We start from the raw sequence: 16,541 nt of genomic DNA, 5'->3' as shown, positions 1-16,541 counted from the left end.
CCCTAAACCCTCAGATTTATTTTAGCAACGCTTATTCATTGTAGAATCACAACTAAACATCATCAGCTTGCCCTGCAGAACAAGATTACCGTTCATTTGTACACCCATAAAGCCTGTTTCTCGACCGACATCATAATTATTTGCCGTTGAGCCATTAGCACCCGTTGTTTGAGGTTTTGCTACATATTTATTGGCTTTTAAATAACCATACTGGCCTTCCGTTGCACCCGATGAATTTTCTGTAACTGTTCCATCTGGATTGGTCTTACTGGTGAAATCATCTTTTTCGATAGAAAGAGAGTTGAAGCCAAAATTACGAATTTGAATCGGTTGATTCGCATCAAAAGATAACTGAATTGCGGGCTTGATCATCTGCATAGCAGTGGTATTTTTATAGACCAAATCAACACCGTCCAAACCCAATTTCTGAATATTAATTGTCCCTTGTACACCTTTAAAGACCACCCAAAGTTTATTCCCTTCAGTACTACTGGCTAAACCATTTGCATCAACATAGCGATTATTGACAGACAATGCCAAATGGCAAAATTGTAATTTCTCACAAATACCGCCAGTACCATTATCAAACTTATAGGCATTATTTGTGGTGTAATATGAATCACTTGCATTAATTTGGTTCAGTACCAATTTTAAAGATAAATCGGCACCAGCTTGCCCTTCAACTTGCTGCATGTCTGAATCAGTTAAAGCCTCCATCGCTGCCAAATGAAAACTCACCAAACTGGTTAAAATAAGAAGTACTGTTTTTTTCATTATATTTCTTCCTATCCTATAGGCCTTTGGTGGTTATTTTCATATGCTGAATCAGCATTCCATCAATCAAGGCAGATCCTAAGTTATTCTGTGCATTTGAACTGGTGGCATTATTTAATTGATTAAATGAAACCCCTACAGCCCCTGCTGATTTATCTGCAAGTAAAGTCTTCCCTGCATCCATACTATAAACAGTCCCTATACTGATACTACTGTGTGTTGCTGAACTGCCTTGATAACCTGCTATTGAACTTGTGCCGCAGTTATAGACATTACAAGTGGAGCCTGTATATGAAGTATCCGCCCCTGTATAATCTGTATAGATCTTCTTATAAATTGATTCTTTATTTGGGATCCTAGCCAGCTCTATACTAAAGTTTGTTCCATCAGATCCGAGAATCAAAGGCTGATATAATGAACCAAGCACCAAATTGGTATTCAAATTATAGATATAAATACCTTCTTTATCTGAAAAAGTCGGTGCTGTTCCGCCATTAATTGCTGGAGTCGATAAGATGTCTTGCGCTGAAGGTGTGGTACAACCATTTAAGTTACCAACTCCACATTCTTGAGTGCTAATCCTAAAAACATGGCTCATCAAGTTCGCTGGAGTAGTCCATGAGTTTGCTGTAGATGTTCCCAATAACTTTGAACCATCACCACTATTTAATCGTATAACACCAGCCAAACCTAAAGTATTGTTATAAAAAGCACTCATACCACCCGTATTTGTAGCGCCACCGAGTGTTTGGAATAATTGAATTTTACTGCCATTTAATCCAAAACCGTTAAAGATACCTTGCAAGCGAATACGATTTGCTCGACCTGTTGCAGTGGTACTAAACCCCTCACCTAAATTAAATTGATTTGGATCTTTGTCTGCCTTACTTTGATCGCGTACAAAACCATCTGCCCAAAATGCAAGTTTAAGGTTATATGCATCTTCCCCACCGACATCATTGACAAAAGCACTGGTCGTCACTGTTTTCTTATCAGCAGCAAATGAATATAAATTTTCATACAACGGCGCTTCAAAATTTAAATATGTCACAGAACCCGCACCTGCACCAAAGTCAGGTACATTGAGGTCTGTTTTTACATTGAATATCCAAGGGTTGGTTGCAGTTCCCCAGCTTTTAATCGCAGCATTCGCTACGCCATTGGTTGATCCCGCATCCAATCTAAGGTTGGCATTATTGCTGGCATTTTTAGACAACGCTAAACCATATAGATATAAATCAGCTTTCCCGACTGAATGATCACTGGCATTCACAACACCATCTTTATTGGTATCTTGAACGATTGATGATAATGGTCCCACAGGAACATAATAGATATAGCCGGTGTCTAAACTACGATTTGTAAGCACAGTATCTTGAGTTTGGTTTACTCCAGCGCCCTGAAAAACCATATAAGTGTCTCTAGGCAATAAGGCAATACCTTCGCCTGTGGTATCACTTAACTTTTCATCAGACATTTCTTCGAGTGCGAAGCAAGATTGGCTTAAACATAAACCAATGAAACTCACCAAAACGGTTTTATGAAATTTTACCGTATAATTGAGTGTAGTCATCCACGACCTTCCTGTGTTATACGATGCTCCGCACCATATTTTATTTTATTTCTTTAATTTCCGACTTCAAACTGCACAAAAACACATATCCTTGTTTATACAGTTTTGTTATGTCTATCACACTTCATACTATGTAATTTTTTTAATTATGACAAAGTTTTTTTGGTTAAAATCTATCATTTCCGACAAATGAATCTTTTTAAGCAATAAACTCGCCATAAGGTTTAGCATAATTACTGCCAAAACATAATAAGTATTTGATTAACAGAACTTTAATGAGCCATAGCAGTTTGGAGTAAAATCCTGTTTAGCTAGTTGCAAGTTCGTTAATGTCATACTCGGTCTAGTCGCATCTTTCAAATCCACTTCTTTTAGAGGGATTGCACTCCCAAAAAGACAATTTTCCAAGGCTAAACTACCACACTGTACTGGTTTATCATTTAAATAAGTACTCACCTGATTCATCACTTCATTTAATGTGGCTTTAGGAATATCGACCCGATCAGTTGGATCAATCTTGCCAATATCAATCGGATTGGAAAATTCTAACCACCAACCTTTTTGTGCAACTGATTTATTTCCAGTCCATTGAATATCTTGTCCTTGCAATGACAATGATGCGGGTGTTCCATTTAAACTGGCTTTATGAAAATAACCCAAATCTTCATTAATAGTCACATCCACATTCAAGTTTTGAATTGTGCCACTGGTTTCTTTATCCAAGTTAATAACACCAAGTGCTCTTGCAATAATATTACCACTTAAATCAATATCTCGTACCAATGCACTGGCTTTTAAAGTCGCACTATTGATACGTTTTCCTGTAATCTCTTGTTCCAGTAAAGACAAATCACCTTTTAAAATATTACTGCCCGTTGCCTTATCTCGTAAATTTAAATTATATGCGGTTGTCGTAAAACCAATAGGGATAAAAAAAAGAGCACAACATGCTTGGCCATTAATTGCATTATAACCATCTGACTGTATCAACTGTCTTCTGGCAGTTTCTCCCGAGACTAAACTTGAACCAAAACCATTGACCAAAGCAGTCCCCGTAGTTGCGGCGACTTTCATATACCCACTTAAGGAATTAATTCCATTTTTTGTACCGCTATTTTCTGTACCAAACGTCAGCAAACCCACTGCTTTTTCTGAACTTAAATTTATTCCCACGACTTGTCGTGTAGAAGCGCTTCCTGGATTTTTAATGGCAAATTGAATAAAAGGGTTGGTTAAAACAGCACTTGACCCTACACGGGCAGCTCGGTCAGAAGTACTATCTGTATTTGATGTTGCAGAATTTCCTAAGCCACTTAGACCTAAATTATCAATATCAATGTCGCAGTTCCCTGCTCCATTTACACCACCACAACCCAACTGTAATTTTTTAATATTGGCATTTAATTCAAGTTCAGCTTCTAAACCTAATTTATAAAATCCAATACTTTTATCTCCACCTGATCGTTTTGCTTCCATATTTGCTGAATCGGTGGGTGCAACATAAGTCAAACTCATTAAAGCCTGACCTGTCGTTTCAGAGAGTTGCTCATCAGACATACTTTTTAAAGTTGTAGACTGTGCATATACAGCAGATATTGCAACAACACTGAATGAAAAAAGTGTTGCACACAAAGCCTTTATTTTAAGCATGAACATCTCCTTATCCTTAGATTATGTTCAAAATTGTGAAACTCTATTGTTCCAATAATCAAACCTAATCTTAGATAAACTTCATAAAATTTAGGCTCTTACTGTTATGAAAATGTATTTTAGTTTTCAATAGAGAAATATAATGTGATTAATCTATCATAATGTTTTTAAATATAGGTTAAATTTCCGACAAAATGACTGTAATTTTTGTTAATAAACCAAAATACCAAATAGCATAAAAACACATGAAAAAACATCTATAGAAATTTTCAAGAATAAAAAACGATTTAAATTCAAATATAAATAAAAAATCAAAGATAGATATAAAATAGTTCAAACATTTTAATTAAAATGAATCTATTTAAAGCAAGTATTTAATATTTAAATTTTTTGAACCTTTTTATCGGATATTTTCAAATCTATTCCATTTTAACTTTATAGTAAAATCTCAAAATAAAAAGGAATACACCATGAAAAGAATGATATTCGGTTTAATGATAAATTCAATCTGTATAAGCAGTTGGGCTGCATGTAGTTATGATTTTGATGCAACTCAAACACAAATTCAGTTCACCTATCCAGTTGGAACGACAGACATCTGTGGCAATACAATTTAAACTATAAAAAACCCATTGAATGATCTACCCCCTATAAGTTGGACGGATTAATTAAGGGGTTTTCAAGGACTGAGTCCTGTACTGCACAGGGCTTAGTCCTTTTATTTTGAAGTCACTATAAACCAATAAAAAATTAACAGAATTTTAATGAACCATAACAATTACGATAAGGCTGTTCTAATAAAGTAATATTTCCATCTTTCGCATTTGAACTTGAAGCAATATTACTCACAAGATTACTTACTTTATCTGAAATATTAAGCGTAAAAGCATCTTGAAGATACATACTCCAACCTTTACTCACTGCTGCTGCATAATCAGGATATTGTAAATTTTGTGCAGATAGAGCAATACCAAAGGTATTTGAATTCACATCTATTTGATGCACGTTACTTAAATTATAAGGCATTTGATAAGTGCTCAATCCCGAAACAGAAGTGCCTAATCCTGTTGCTAACTGTTGTTTAATATAATCGGAAATACCACCTCTTAACACTGGTAATAAAGCATTACCAATATTTGCACCAAAAGATCCAGAACAAATACCAATAATCCTTACACAAGAGTTACTGGTATTTAACTCCAATGCTGAAGTGGTTGAAGTACCATTTATAATATCATCTACAACTGAACTTAAGTCCAAACCTATTATTTTTGCTTGACTAACACGGTTCCCAACGACAGAAACAGCTAAACCATTTCTACTTACAGTTGAATAATTTGCGGTAATTTCACTATATTTTACTGAAGCTAAACCTAGGTTTAAAATTGTAGCATCATCCAATCCTAGAAAAGCACTAGGTGTTGATATCGCTCTTGAATTCCAGGTTGTTGAGGTTACAGGAGAAACATTTGTTTCACCTAACATTGTTAAATTTGCCTTTCCTGTAAAATATCCACTAAAACTATTTAAATTACCGATAGATAATGGGCCTTCTGCTTTTTCTGCTCCTATACGTATACCAACAACTTCTCGAGTAGAGGCACTATTAGGATTTTTAATTGCAAATTGAAAATAAGGATTTGTTAAGACAAAATCCTTCATATTCTTTTGATTACTAATGGCATTATTACTATCAATGCCAGTAGGTTGATTCGGGTTTGTTGATGCAGATGTAATACAATAGCCTGCTGCCCCTGTAATACAACCAAAAGAAACACTATCTAAATCTAAATCACAAGCACCACTTCCATTGGTACCACCACAACCTAATTGAAGTTTTTTGATATTTGCATTTAATTCGACAGTCGCTTCTAAACCTAGTTTATAAAACCCAACAGTACTATCCCCACCTGTGCGGCGAGCCTCTAAATTCGCAGTATCTGTTGGTGCAATATAAGTCAAACTCATGAGTGCTTGACCTGTCGTTTCTGACAATTGTTCGTCAGTCAATGCCTGTAAAGTCGCAGCATGAGTCGTACTCATTGCTAAAACACTCAATATTAGTAATACAACACTTAAATATTTTCTTTCGAACATTGTACGCTTCCATCCTTAGCAAAGCTTGACCTTATTTTTATACCAACGCTAAATTATCCTTCGAATCTTGAAAAAATAAAATGATATAAATAATATTTATATTTAGCATCTTTTTATATCATAGATTAAAATTTATACCGAGATTTTTTTACACTTTCCGATAAAAAACAATAATTTTAAATACATTTAAATCTCATTTGGTTATGTTTAATTATGATTTAATTTAAAAATTTTTATTGAAAAATAATATATTAAACATATTTATCATGTTGATATATACATAAAAAAAGCAAGTGATTTACACTTGCTTCTTTCAGCTCATTTTTAATTTAAGCTTTAGGTAAGGTTACCCCAACCTGACCTTGGTATTTACCACCACGATCTTTATAAGAGGTTTCACAAACTTCATCAGATTCAAAAAACAGCATTTGAGCAACACCTTCACCGGCATAAATACGCGCAGGTAAATTCGTCGTATTTGAAAACTCTAATGTCACATGACCTTCCCATTCAGGTTCAAGTGGCGTTACATTTACAATGATACCGCAACGTGCATAAGTCGATTTACCTAGGCAGATCGTCAAAACATTACGTGGAATACGGAAATATTCAACAGTGCGTGCTAACGCAAATGAGTTTGGAGGGATGATACAAACATCAGATTCAATGTCGATAAAACTACGCTCATCGAAATTTTTAGGGTCGACAATGGCAGAGTGAACATTGGTAAAGACTTTAAACTCACGTGCACAACGTACGTCATAACCATAGCTAGATACGCCATAAGAAATTAGCTTTTCACCATGTTCATCATAACGCACTTGGTTTTCTGCATACGGTTCAATCATACCGTGCTTTTCGCTCATTTCACGAATCCAACGATCAGACTTAATTGCCATTTATCTCTATCCCAAAACTGTGCTATTTACTGCGCTGTACTTTAACTGAAATTGCTTTTGAAAGGAATGTTTATGACGAAATAGAGCAACCCAAGTCTGTAAGTAAACGTACAAACTTAAGTTTAACTATAATCGATTGTTAAAGGCTTAAAAGTGCTGAGTAGCTCAGTGGTACAGTAAAACTCACTAAAACTAAAGACGCAGTTCTTTGCATATTACGCTGATTGAGCCAAGTCACTTTATTACTGCAAATCACAGAACCAATAAATGTCCAAAAAAATGCAATCGGTACGATTAATAATAAAAACACCAACATATGTGAAGTATAAGCAGACGCATTTTGCCATACATGTGTTGGAAAAATTGCAGAAGCAAAGAGAAGTGCTTTCGGGTTTAAAAGGGTTGCAAAAAATAACTCACGCGCCCGAATTGTCGCATGATTAAAGTTTTCATCTCGATTTGCTGTACGCCATAATTTTAAAGCCAGGAATAAAATATAACCTGCGCTAAATAATTTAAGAATAACGGGTACACTTGGAAACTGTTTAGACACAGATCCAATAATTAATCCCCAAATGGTAATGGAGATAAGATAGCCAAGCGCTTCCGCTGGAATTAATGCAAGAGATTTTCGAATTCCAACTTGAATTCCAGAAGATGCTAAAAGCGTATTGGTTGGTCCTGGTGTCAAAAGAATCGTCACCACCAAGCCAATAAAAAACCATGAAATCATTAAATGACCTCATCAATGGATTGATCGCAGATTAAATCTTTTAAATTGAATTGGCAAAAAATTAATTGTAAGAGAACTTATTGAAGAACATTACCCTAAATAAAAATATATTTTATTTTCAATGCTTTGAAAACTTAAAATCAGATAAGAACTGCAAAGTCACTGATCGAAGAAATGCTGTTTTTATGTCCAAAATCAAACTTTAAAATCAATAATAATACCTTTTAAATCAGTAAGTTTATTCCCAAATAGCACACTGATTAGCGGTAAAATACCAAGTAGTTCCGTTAAAGGCCATCTTTGGTACGAATCAAGGGCTTTTTAAGTAAATTTTCAGTTTTATTGACTATTCTTTATCCATATTTCTCTCTTACTCATTAGGTTTTTTGTCAGAAAGGTTGTCGTTTTTATCTACATTGATGCACAATAGTTACCTTTCTTGCATTTTCTACTTTTATGGCAAAGCATTTTTTTCAGTCTTGGCTCCCTAGTCCAGAGCGAGTCAACAATTTGAAATTCATGAAGATTTTTGGCGATAAAGCCTTAAGTCCTCAGCTTTGGTATGTCAATCGAAAATCAATTTCTAAGGCAATGTTTATTGGTACCTTTTGGGGTATCTTGCCTATTCCATTCCACACCTTATTAATTATTTTTTCAGTATTATTCTTTGAAGCTAATTTACCGATTGGTTTAATTTTAGCTTGGATCATGAATCCCTTAACCATTGTGCCAATTTTGATTTTTGCCTTTTGGATTGGTTCCAAAATTTATCATGTGCATATGATCAATAAGGAAATGTTACTCGGTGTTTTCCATCAAATCATTCATTGGATCAAAAACTTTGGGCATGGGCATATTGATTTTAGCCTAGCCAAAATTCTTGCGACAGGTTTATTTATTGAAGCATTTGTATTTGCATCGCTACTCTTTATTGCAACACGTATTTACTGGCGTTGGAGCGTGATTAAAAAGTGGAATAACCGTAAAAAACAGCCCAAAACTCTCTAAGCAAACTCCAATTTATTTTGATAAAAAATTACTTTAAAGCGGCTTGTTTAGCTTTCATATATTCAACAACCACATCTAAAACATAATGCTGGCATGCTTCTCCAGTACCTGGGTCATATGCGCCCCCATTGGTAATATTGTTCGATAAAATACGAACACCAAGGAATGGTACTTTATATTGGCTGGCAATTTGTGCCACAGATGCCGCCTCCATTTCCTCTACAGAAGTGCCATAGTTTTTATGGAAAAATGCAATTCGGTCCAACTCATTGTTCCAAACATCTGCTGAACCAATAGTACCTTCAACCACACGGCCCTTGCTATAATTGGTTTTTGCACGCTGCGCTGCCAATAACAGATCTTTATCTGCTTCAAATTTACGAATCGCAATCGGTTCAGGATCAGACTCATCCGTAGGCAGCACATCAAAAGCTTCTGTCCATTCAAGAGAATTTGAACCCTCTCCAACTGCTTTTTTAGGTGTTCTAAACGCACCAATATTGGTGGTGTAACGACCTAAAACAATATCATAGACATTAAGATTTGGATCATGTCCACCTGATGTTCCTTGGTTAATAATCGCAATGGGTTTATAACGTTCAATCGCAATTGCTGTTGCGGCAGCAGAGTTGCTCATTCCCATTCTTGTTTTAGAGATAATCACCGGATAACCTTGATAGGTTCCTTTCCAAAACGTCCAACCACCGAACGTTTCGACTGTAGAATTGCTTAGTTTTGAGGCCATTTGCTCAGATTCTACAGGTAATGCACCTTGAATAATGATGGGTTGCAATGATTTCTGTGTCGTTGAATTAGAATTGGTTTTATCTGAATCACTATCATTACATGCAGCCAAGAACACCGAACTACAGATTCCTAAAGCACATAAGATTTTTTTTAATAGCATGGTCTACTCAATGGTTTAAATTAGAAATTATACCTAAGCAATGAATATACCAGTTGATCAATTTTCTATATTTTTATACAGATAGTTAAGAGAAGGCGATTTAAATTTTATTTTTGAATTAAGAATAACTTTAATTAACTTAACATCGTTTGTACCATACCCTTCATATTTAGCATTAATTATTTGATTTTTGAGGATACTGAAAATGGGCAGTGCATATAAAATCTTATTATCGAGTAAGTTTAAATATTTCATTGATTCATTCTCAACCATCCTCTCCTTAATTCAATGGTTAAAATAAAGAGAGGACGCTTGAGAGATCAATTCTTAGAAAATTCTATGCGGATCTTTTTCGGCTTTAGGTAAAGCTTGTGCAATTTTTTCAGCAATAGCCATATAGTTTTCTGCAGCAACATCTCCTGCTATCACAGAAGGTTTACCAGCATCAGCATTTTCACGAATTTGAACATTTAGAGGCAATCGTCCCAACAACGGAATATTATATTGCTCAGACAATTGATCGCCGCCACCTGTACCAAAAATTTGTTCTTCATGACCACAGTTTGAACAGATATGTGTCGACATATTTTCCACAACACCCATAACTGGAATATGTACTTTATTAAACAGTTCAATTCCTTTCACAGCATCCATCAGGGCTACATTCTGAGGTGTTGTCACAATCACAGCGCCTGTTACAGGAATACGCTGGGCAAGGGTTAATTGAATATCACCAGTACCAGGTGGCATATCGATGACTAGAACATCTAAATCAGGCCATAGCGCTTGATTAAACAGTTGCATCAATGCACCTGTGGCTTTTGCACCACGCCAAGCAACTGGTGTATTTTCTTTTCCAATCAAATGACCGATTGAAAGTACCGCCATACCATAAGCTTCTAATGGTACAAAATTTTCACCTTCTATTTTAGGTGTTTGTCCAGCATTCCCCAGCATTGTTGGAATACTTGGACCATAGATATCAGCATCCAAAACCCCGACTTTTAAGCCTAGTTTGTGCAAAGCCAATGCGATATTTACTGTGGTAGTTGATTTACCCACACCACCTTTACCCGATGATATAAGGATCACATTTTGAATTCGAGGGTGTTTCGGAATATCTCGTTGTTGTGGTGCTGCTTTTTGAATCGGTGGATTATTAGGATCTTCTTGTGTATTTGCCATTTTAGCAGAAGCATCGACAACTGGAGGAAGATTAGGATGTTGCTCTTTGGGCTTTGAAGCGCAACTATGCCCTGCTTTTCCATGTTGGTCACTGCCACAACTCGAATCATGTTGAATTTTTTGTTGGATCACATGCAGATTCAACTCTTGAATACCGCACTTCTCCAATGCATCGGCGAGATCATCATGAATTTTTTGTAAATGATCTGCCTCTTCAGGATAAGTATTAATTGTCAGTTGTAATACTCGGCCTACAACATTCACTTGAGTAATACGATCTTTTAAGACATTTGAATTTGGCAAAATATAGTTTTGCAAAACAGATTGGACTTCTTCCTCTTTCACCTCCTGCGCAGGAGAAAAAACTGATTTAAGCGAAGAAAGCCACGACATAGATTTGCTCCAAATTTGCAAATACAATAAATACTGAGAACAGATAGTTTAACTGTAAATTGACCTGAGGTTAAGCAAACTTCTATTCAGCTTTTTGAATGTTGTTATTAATCCTACTGATTTAGTTGGTTTAGCATCCAAAATAATCCATTTAATCATTTTATCTCCTTGTTCAGAATGAACTTTTAGTTTTTGCGATTTAGTTTGCTATGACAAACGCTGTCTTCATAATTCCCATACAAATACTGGATAAAAAATAGCTATAGTCACATTGGGTCATAACAACTTTGTGTAATTTTTGACAATAATAAGGTAGGTCTATGAAGTCTCTATTATTTTTAGTTTTTTCTTTAATCATTTCGAGTTCAGCTTTTGCTGGAACCTCTACAACTGCGGTGCGGACATCTTCAGGACAACTGGTTTCTGTAGGTGATAGTTTGACGGAAATGTCGACACGGATTGGTCAATCTCCAATTTCAATGAACACTTATGAGCGTAAAGAAGGTAAAACGACGGTTACCGTATCCAACTATATCTATGAGATTGAGAATGTAACTTATACTTTTACGGTAGTGAATAATCAGATTCGTGAAATTGAGTGGATTCGTAAAGAACCTTAAGTAAACAGTATCACTGAACAGCGTGGCGCTGTTCAGTGATTATTCAAATTACTTTTCATCATCTTTTTTGTGCTTCAAATCATTTACAGCTTGCTCACCTTTAAGCAGTGTTTCTTTTGCTTTATGTTTGAGGTCATCTGCAACCTTTTCAGCACCTAATTTTGCTTCTTTGGCTTTTAACTTCACATCATCAATTACTTCAGAAGCTTTGTTTTTTAAATCGTCTAAATTTGTCATGATTTTCTTCCTATTTAATTAAGTCTCAACCTAGTTATAACAACTGAAACTCCATAAAATGTAAAAAGATGCATTTCTTTAACAATTCATACACAGTTTGTAGCGATGTGTTTTTTTGTTTCAAAATGAATAAAATAGCCTATTCTGATTGATTGAAAATCATTGAATTAAAACAAACACTGAGTCTTATCGAATGCAACAGTTAATGAAAGAAAAAATTATCCGAGTCTGTAATGATAAAATTGCTAAAAAGGGAGATGATGTTGGTTTATCTTTTTATGCATTCTTTGCCAATAAAAATGATGACCCAAAAACCTTAATGCAAGTGGCAGAATGGTGGATTAAAACCCATCAGCTTGATCATTTTGAAAAGGCAATCAAAATTAAGAAAATGATTGAAGATGAATGCTAAATATTCATTTTTTAAACAATTCATCATAATGCTGCATATGGGTAAAAATTCCGTCTTGTCTTCTATGTTGATCAATTTTCGGGACTAAATCCTGAAAATGGGAGGATTGAACATGGGCATCTAAAGCAGCTCGATCCACCCATTCCTCAATAAATACAAAATGCCCTGTATTGCGTAAATCATGATATAAATCATAGGCAATACAGCCCGCTTCTCGTTTAGTTTGCTCAACTAATTGTTGATATAAAGGTAAAACTAAATCAATTTTATCCACTTGGATAAAGTCTTCGGCAATCAGTTTAAGCATAGGTAATTTCTTATTGATATCGAAGTTCGAACATAACATGAAACGCAAATTTAAACCCAATGATGTACTTGTTTTCTAAACATATTCTGCGCATTAAATTTTCTGCATAAAATGAAGTAAACTGCATTTCCGAGAACTAGACCGATACAAAACGGGAGCAATAACAGTAAATAAACGAAGATTAAATAACTCAATGCCTCGATAAAACTAGATAGAGCACCATCTAAACATAAAACTAAGAATAAAAAACTTAGCATCATGATAAAGATCAAAGTTATAGATTTTATAATCTGTGTTGTTTCGATGATTTTTTGAGGTACTTTAAATACTTTAAAAATAACTGTGTAACTAAAAAACCCGACCAGCAGTAAAAATGGAGTTAAATACAATACGACTTCCATGCCTCGGCTTGAAGTTCGTTCAGAAGCTGAAATAAATAAATCGCCCTGATAAAAATATAGAAAAAGACAAAATGGCACAACTAAACTGAGAACAGCAGCTAAACTTGCAAATGCTGAAGCAACAAATACATACCAAGACCGCATGATTTTCTCCTTCTTCGATCTTGGTGTTAGTTTCTAAAATTAAAATGTAGTGTGTTTGATTAGGATGTGAAGTTTAGGTGAAGAATCATCACGATTCGAACTTTATGATCGGACATTTCCCATAAAACTGACTGCCGCAAATAGCCAAATAAACAATATGAAACTGCGACCCTGATTAAAATGATTCAAATCCGTACCATGTAGAATGTTATGCCGTGTCATACTCACCGTTGAACTACTATCCATCTTATAAGCAGCCAACTCTAAAAAATAATGATTCAATTCATTGGCAATTTTAGCTTTATGCCACAAACTTTTAATCTCATGACCTTTTAACCCAGGAACGATTTTATAGACATCAATAAACTTGGTGTCCTGTTGTTTTAAATAACCATTTTGAACTAAAACAGCCGTTAACAAACCTTCCAATTGGGCATAAAGCAATGGAATACATCCCGCATACAACTCTAATTGATAGAGTTTAAAGCTTTGTTCTAACACAGCTTGGTATTGTGACTTCTGCTCACCCAGTGCTAATTGATCAAAAGCTTTAAACATCTCGGACTGAAAAAACGCACTGTTGATCACATCTAAAAGATTAAACTGAGCAATATCCTCAGCTTCATGTATCAATTGCCAAAAATGCAATAGATTGAGAGCGTCATTGGCAATTTTAGCCCCCACAGGCTGATCCAATTGATTGGCTAAAACTTCAAAATAAGGCTCTTCTTGAGCAAACCCATTGAGTGTTTCAATAAGATACTGATGTTCATCTTCAGAAATATCTGCAAAATAGCGTTCAGCTTGTTTCAGAATATTTTTTTCAATCAGATTTTTACTATTTTGATTTTGTGGAATACGGGTTACAGGCTGGTCATCATCAAAATATTCATCATCAATCATAGATTTATTGCTCTTGGGAAATACACGAATACACCATTCTATAATAATGAATTGGCATATATAAGAATATGCATAAAAATCTACATTTGAAAAGAATTCACCTATTCTGTTGTGCATCTTCATAGCAATTACGCTAAAATCAATGCCCTTGCATTAACTTTGAGAAAGAGAGTTATATCCGTGCGAAATATTTTAGTCACTAACGCCCTTCCATACGCAAATGGTCCTATTCATATGGGTCACCTACTCGGCTACATCCAAGCAGATATCTGGGTTCGTGCCATGCGTGCAATGGGTCATGACGTGACTTATGTCTGCGCGGATGATGCACACGGTACAGCAATCATGCTCCGTGCAGAAGCAAATGGGATTAGTCCAGAGGCGCAAATTGCCAATGTGCAAAAAGAGCATATCCGTGATTTTGATGGCTTTGGCGTACATTTCGATCACTATGATTCAACCAATAGCGATGAAAATAAAGCCCGTTCTGAGGAAATCTATATTAAAAACCGTGAGGCAGGCAATATTGCGATTCGTCCTGTTACTCAGTTGTTTGATCCTGAAAAAAGCATGTTCTTGTCAGACCGTTTCATTAAAGGCACTTGTCCAAAATGTAAATCAGAAGATCAGTATGGCGACTCATGCGAAGTATGTGGTACGACCTATAATGCAACAGAGTTATTAAATCCACGCTCAACATTAAGTGGTGCGACACCTGTTGAAAAATCATCAGATCATTATTTCTTTAAACTCCCAAACTTTGCCGAATACTTGCAAAAATGGACGCGTGACGAAGGTCGTTTACCTGTTTCGATCGCCAATAAGTTAGATGAATGGTTTGAAAATGGTCTAAACGATTGGGATATCTCTCGTGATGCGCCTTATTTCGGCTTTGAAATTCCAGATGCACCAAATAAATATTTCTATGTTTGGGTTGATGCCCCGATTGGCTATATGTCAAGTTTTGAAAATTACATCAAAACGAAACGCCCAGAATTAAGCTTTGACGACTACTGGAAAAAAGATTCTAAAAATGAGGTCTATCACTTCATTGGTAAAGACATTGTATATTTCCATGCGTTGTTCTGGCCTGCAATGTTAGAAGGTGCAAATTACCGCACCCCTACAGGTCTATTCGTAAATGGTTTCTTGACTGTAAATGGTCAAAAAATGTCAAAATCGCGCGGCACATTTATTAAAGCTGAAACCTATTTACAGCACTTAAATCCTGAGTATTTACGTTATTACTTTGCTTCTAAACTTTCTGATAAAGTTGAAGATTCTGATTTAAATCTTGATGACTTTGTGCAAAAAGTAAATTCAGATTTAGTAGGAAAAGTTGTGAATATTGCCAGTCGTTGTGCAAAATTCATTAACAGCAATTTTAACAATAGCTTGTCTGCAACATGTGCTGAACCTGAGCTGGTTCAAAGTTTCATTGATGCGGGTGATTCGATTGCTCAATCTTATGAAGCGCGTGAGTTTTCAACCGCTATACGTGAAATCATGGCACTTGCTGATCGTGCAAATCAGTATATTGATGAGAAAAAACCATGGGCTTTGGCAAAACAAGAAGGTCAGGAACAACAAGTTCATGATGTCTGCTCTGTTGGCATCAACCTATTCCGTCAATTGGCTGTTTACTTGGCACCGGTACTACCAACTTTGGCGACACAGGTTCAAGACTTCTTAAAACTTGAAAGTTTTGATTTTGCTTCAGGAAAAACGGTTTTAGTTGCGCATGAAATTGCTCAATTCCAGCCATTGATGCAACGTGTTGATCCAAAAGCAGTTGCTGCAATGGTTGATGCATCAAAAGAATCTTTAGCTGCTGCAACACCAGCGAAAGCAGAAAAGAAAACTGAAAAAACCAAAGAGAAAAAGCCTGAAGCCAAAGTGGGTGAAGCAGAAATCATTACGATCGATGACTTTATCAAAATCGACTTGCGTGTTGCTGAAGTCTTAGAAGCAGCAACAGTAGAAGGTTCTGATAAACTGCTTCAATTGACTCTAAATGTCGGCGAAGCTGAACCACGTAATGTATTCAGTGGGATCCGTGAGTTCTACAAACCTGAAGACTTAACTGGCAAATTGGTGGTTATGGTTGCAAACCTTGCGCCGCGTAAAATGCGTTTTGGTATTTCAAATGGTATGGTACTTGCTGCTGGGAATGGTGATGGTGTTTGGGTGATTTCACCTGAATCTGGTGCGAAACCAGGTGATAAAGTTTCTTAATTATTGATTATCTCATCCGAGACGATCATAAATCACTAAAAGGCTTCTTCGGAAGTCTTTTTT

The 16,541-nt window shown here is 35.7% G+C and carries 17 protein-coding genes; 5 read left to right on the top strand and 12 right to left on the bottom strand.

Going from position 1 to position 16,541, the window contains the following annotated elements; genetic code table 11:
• Positions 1-21 precede the first annotated feature (21 nt).
• The 3 genes from PYV58_RS03580 to PYV58_RS03570 form a co-directional block, all read right to left on the bottom strand.
• Entirely contained in the window at positions 22-774 is a 753-nt protein-coding gene (locus PYV58_RS03580) for a DUF6160 family protein (RefSeq protein ID WP_004817710.1), read from the bottom strand.
• 16 nt (positions 775-790) lie between these two features.
• Positions 791-2,347 (bottom strand): hypothetical protein, encoded by a 1,557-nt coding sequence (locus PYV58_RS03575; protein WP_051671064.1) that lies wholly within the window; start codon positions 2,345-2,347, stop codon positions 791-793.
• Positions 2,348-2,608: 261 nt separating this feature from the next.
• Entirely contained in the window at positions 2,609-3,997 is a 1,389-nt protein-coding gene (locus PYV58_RS03570) for a hypothetical protein (RefSeq protein ID WP_004723810.1), read from the bottom strand.
• A gap of 470 nt (positions 3,998-4,467) precedes the next feature.
• Here PYV58_RS03570 and PYV58_RS03565 point away from each other — a divergent pair, with 470 nt between their 5' ends.
• On the top strand, positions 4,468-4,614 hold the full coding sequence (locus PYV58_RS03565) for a hypothetical protein (RefSeq protein ID WP_004723812.1): 147 nt from the start codon (positions 4,468-4,470) through the stop codon (positions 4,612-4,614).
• 133 nt (positions 4,615-4,747) lie between these two features.
• Here the strand turns inward: PYV58_RS03565 and PYV58_RS03560 are convergent, their stop codons facing one another.
• From PYV58_RS03560 to PYV58_RS03550, 3 genes are all read right to left on the bottom strand, one after another.
• Positions 4,748-6,094, bottom strand: coding sequence for a hypothetical protein (locus PYV58_RS03560; protein ID WP_034615990.1), 1,347 nt, complete (start codon positions 6,092-6,094; stop codon positions 4,748-4,750).
• A 329-nt stretch (positions 6,095-6,423) separates the two neighbouring features.
• Positions 6,424-6,993: a dCTP deaminase gene (gene dcd / locus PYV58_RS03555; RefSeq protein WP_004723815.1), complete on the bottom strand. Its 570-nt coding sequence runs from the start codon at positions 6,991-6,993 to the stop codon at positions 6,424-6,426.
• A 139-nt stretch (positions 6,994-7,132) separates the two neighbouring features.
• Positions 7,133-7,726 (bottom strand): LysE family translocator, encoded by a 594-nt coding sequence (locus tag PYV58_RS03550; RefSeq protein WP_004723817.1) that lies wholly within the window; start codon positions 7,724-7,726, stop codon positions 7,133-7,135.
• Positions 7,727-8,182: 456 nt separating this feature from the next.
• Between PYV58_RS03550 and PYV58_RS03545 the strand changes: the two genes are divergently transcribed.
• Positions 8,183-8,734 (top strand): DUF2062 domain-containing protein, encoded by a 552-nt coding sequence (locus tag PYV58_RS03545; protein ID WP_004723820.1) that lies wholly within the window; start codon positions 8,183-8,185, stop codon positions 8,732-8,734.
• A 28-nt stretch (positions 8,735-8,762) separates the two neighbouring features.
• On the opposite strand, the gene PYV58_RS03540 is transcribed toward PYV58_RS03545, so the two are convergent.
• Both PYV58_RS03540 and apbC read right to left on the bottom strand, forming a co-directional pair.
• On the bottom strand, positions 8,763-9,641 hold the full coding sequence (locus PYV58_RS03540) for a 5'-methylthioadenosine/S-adenosylhomocysteine nucleosidase (protein ID WP_034615991.1): 879 nt from the start codon (positions 9,639-9,641) through the stop codon (positions 8,763-8,765).
• Between the two features lie 327 nt (positions 9,642-9,968).
• Positions 9,969-11,219: an iron-sulfur cluster carrier protein ApbC gene (apbC, locus tag PYV58_RS03535; RefSeq protein ID WP_004723826.1), complete on the bottom strand. Its 1,251-nt coding sequence runs from the start codon at positions 11,217-11,219 to the stop codon at positions 9,969-9,971.
• A gap of 320 nt (positions 11,220-11,539) precedes the next feature.
• Here apbC and PYV58_RS03530 point away from each other — a divergent pair, with 320 nt between their 5' ends.
• Positions 11,540-11,839: a hypothetical protein gene (locus PYV58_RS03530; protein ID WP_034615993.1), complete on the top strand. Its 300-nt coding sequence runs from the start codon at positions 11,540-11,542 to the stop codon at positions 11,837-11,839.
• Positions 11,840-11,887: 48 nt separating this feature from the next.
• On the opposite strand, the gene PYV58_RS03525 is transcribed toward PYV58_RS03530, so the two are convergent.
• The gene (locus PYV58_RS03525; RefSeq protein ID WP_004723829.1) at positions 11,888-12,076 is read right to left on the bottom strand and encodes a hypothetical protein; all 189 of its coding nucleotides are present in this window, start codon (positions 12,074-12,076) and stop codon (positions 11,888-11,890) included.
• 193 nt (positions 12,077-12,269) lie between these two features.
• Here PYV58_RS03525 and PYV58_RS03520 point away from each other — a divergent pair, with 193 nt between their 5' ends.
• Positions 12,270-12,488: a DUF6500 family protein gene (locus tag PYV58_RS03520; protein ID WP_034615994.1), complete on the top strand. Its 219-nt coding sequence runs from the start codon at positions 12,270-12,272 to the stop codon at positions 12,486-12,488.
• 4 nt (positions 12,489-12,492) lie between these two features.
• Here the strand turns inward: PYV58_RS03520 and PYV58_RS03515 are convergent, their stop codons facing one another.
• From PYV58_RS03515 to PYV58_RS03505, 3 genes are all read right to left on the bottom strand, one after another.
• A complete protein-coding gene (locus PYV58_RS03515; RefSeq protein WP_016539416.1) occupies positions 12,493-12,795 on the bottom strand; it encodes a putative quinol monooxygenase in 303 nt (100 codons plus the stop codon).
• Between the two features lie 50 nt (positions 12,796-12,845).
• A complete protein-coding gene (locus PYV58_RS03510; RefSeq protein WP_034616005.1) occupies positions 12,846-13,340 on the bottom strand; it encodes a hypothetical protein in 495 nt (164 codons plus the stop codon).
• Positions 13,341-13,442: 102 nt separating this feature from the next.
• On the bottom strand, positions 13,443-14,243 hold the full coding sequence (locus tag PYV58_RS03505) for a hypothetical protein (protein ID WP_034616009.1): 801 nt from the start codon (positions 14,241-14,243) through the stop codon (positions 13,443-13,445).
• A gap of 180 nt (positions 14,244-14,423) precedes the next feature.
• Between PYV58_RS03505 and metG the strand changes: the two genes are divergently transcribed.
• Complete coding sequence (metG, locus tag PYV58_RS03500; protein WP_034616012.1) at positions 14,424-16,478, top strand: methionine--tRNA ligase; 2,055 nt, start codon at positions 14,424-14,426, stop codon at positions 16,476-16,478.
• The last annotated feature ends 63 nt before the right edge of the window (positions 16,479-16,541 follow it).

It is taken from the genome of Acinetobacter sp. TAC-1 (assembly GCF_029025845.1).
Taxonomy (GTDB): domain Bacteria; phylum Pseudomonadota; class Gammaproteobacteria; order Pseudomonadales; family Moraxellaceae; genus Acinetobacter; species Acinetobacter guillouiae.
The sequence above is the reverse complement of the archived record's forward strand: the minus strand, read 5'-3'. Positions and strand labels throughout refer to the sequence as shown.

Bases quoted from the DNA above. Each gene is read 5' to 3' on its own strand.
- PYV58_RS03545 (WP_004723820.1), top strand. From the start codon at position 8,183: ATGGCAAAGCATTTTTTTCAGTCTTGGCTCCCTAGTCCAGAGCGAGTC.
- PYV58_RS03565 (WP_004723812.1), top strand. From the start codon at position 4,468: ATGAAAAGAATGATATTCGGTTTAATGATAAATTCAATCTGTATAAGC.
- PYV58_RS03575 (WP_051671064.1), bottom strand. From the start codon at position 2,347: ATGACTACACTCAATTATACGGTAAAATTTCATAAAACCGTTTTGGTG.
- PYV58_RS03515 (WP_016539416.1), bottom strand. From the start codon at position 12,795: ATGCTTAAACTGATTGCCGAAGACTTTATCCAAGTGGATAAAATTGAT.
- PYV58_RS03530 (WP_034615993.1), top strand. From the start codon at position 11,540: ATGAAGTCTCTATTATTTTTAGTTTTTTCTTTAATCATTTCGAGTTCA.
- PYV58_RS03550 (WP_004723817.1), bottom strand. From the start codon at position 7,726: ATGATTTCATGGTTTTTTATTGGCTTGGTGGTGACGATTCTTTTGACA.
- PYV58_RS03580 (WP_004817710.1), bottom strand. From the start codon at position 774: ATGAAAAAAACAGTACTTCTTATTTTAACCAGTTTGGTGAGTTTTCAT.
- PYV58_RS03560 (WP_034615990.1), bottom strand. From the start codon at position 6,094: ATGTTCGAAAGAAAATATTTAAGTGTTGTATTACTAATATTGAGTGTT.
- PYV58_RS03570 (WP_004723810.1), bottom strand. From the start codon at position 3,997: ATGCTTAAAATAAAGGCTTTGTGTGCAACACTTTTTTCATTCAGTGTT.
- PYV58_RS03540 (WP_034615991.1), bottom strand. From the start codon at position 9,641: ATGCTATTAAAAAAAATCTTATGTGCTTTAGGAATCTGTAGTTCGGTG.
- PYV58_RS03505 (WP_034616009.1), bottom strand. From the start codon at position 14,243: ATGATTGATGATGAATATTTTGATGATGACCAGCCTGTAACCCGTATT.
- PYV58_RS03525 (WP_004723829.1), bottom strand. From the start codon at position 12,076: ATGACAAATTTAGACGATTTAAAAAACAAAGCTTCTGAAGTAATTGAT.
- dcd (WP_004723815.1), bottom strand. From the start codon at position 6,993: ATGGCAATTAAGTCTGATCGTTGGATTCGTGAAATGAGCGAAAAGCAC.
- PYV58_RS03520 (WP_034615994.1), top strand. From the start codon at position 12,270: ATGCAACAGTTAATGAAAGAAAAAATTATCCGAGTCTGTAATGATAAA.
- apbC (WP_004723826.1), bottom strand. From the start codon at position 11,219: ATGTCGTGGCTTTCTTCGCTTAAATCAGTTTTTTCTCCTGCGCAGGAG.
- PYV58_RS03510 (WP_034616005.1), bottom strand. From the start codon at position 13,340: ATGCGGTCTTGGTATGTATTTGTTGCTTCAGCATTTGCAAGTTTAGCT.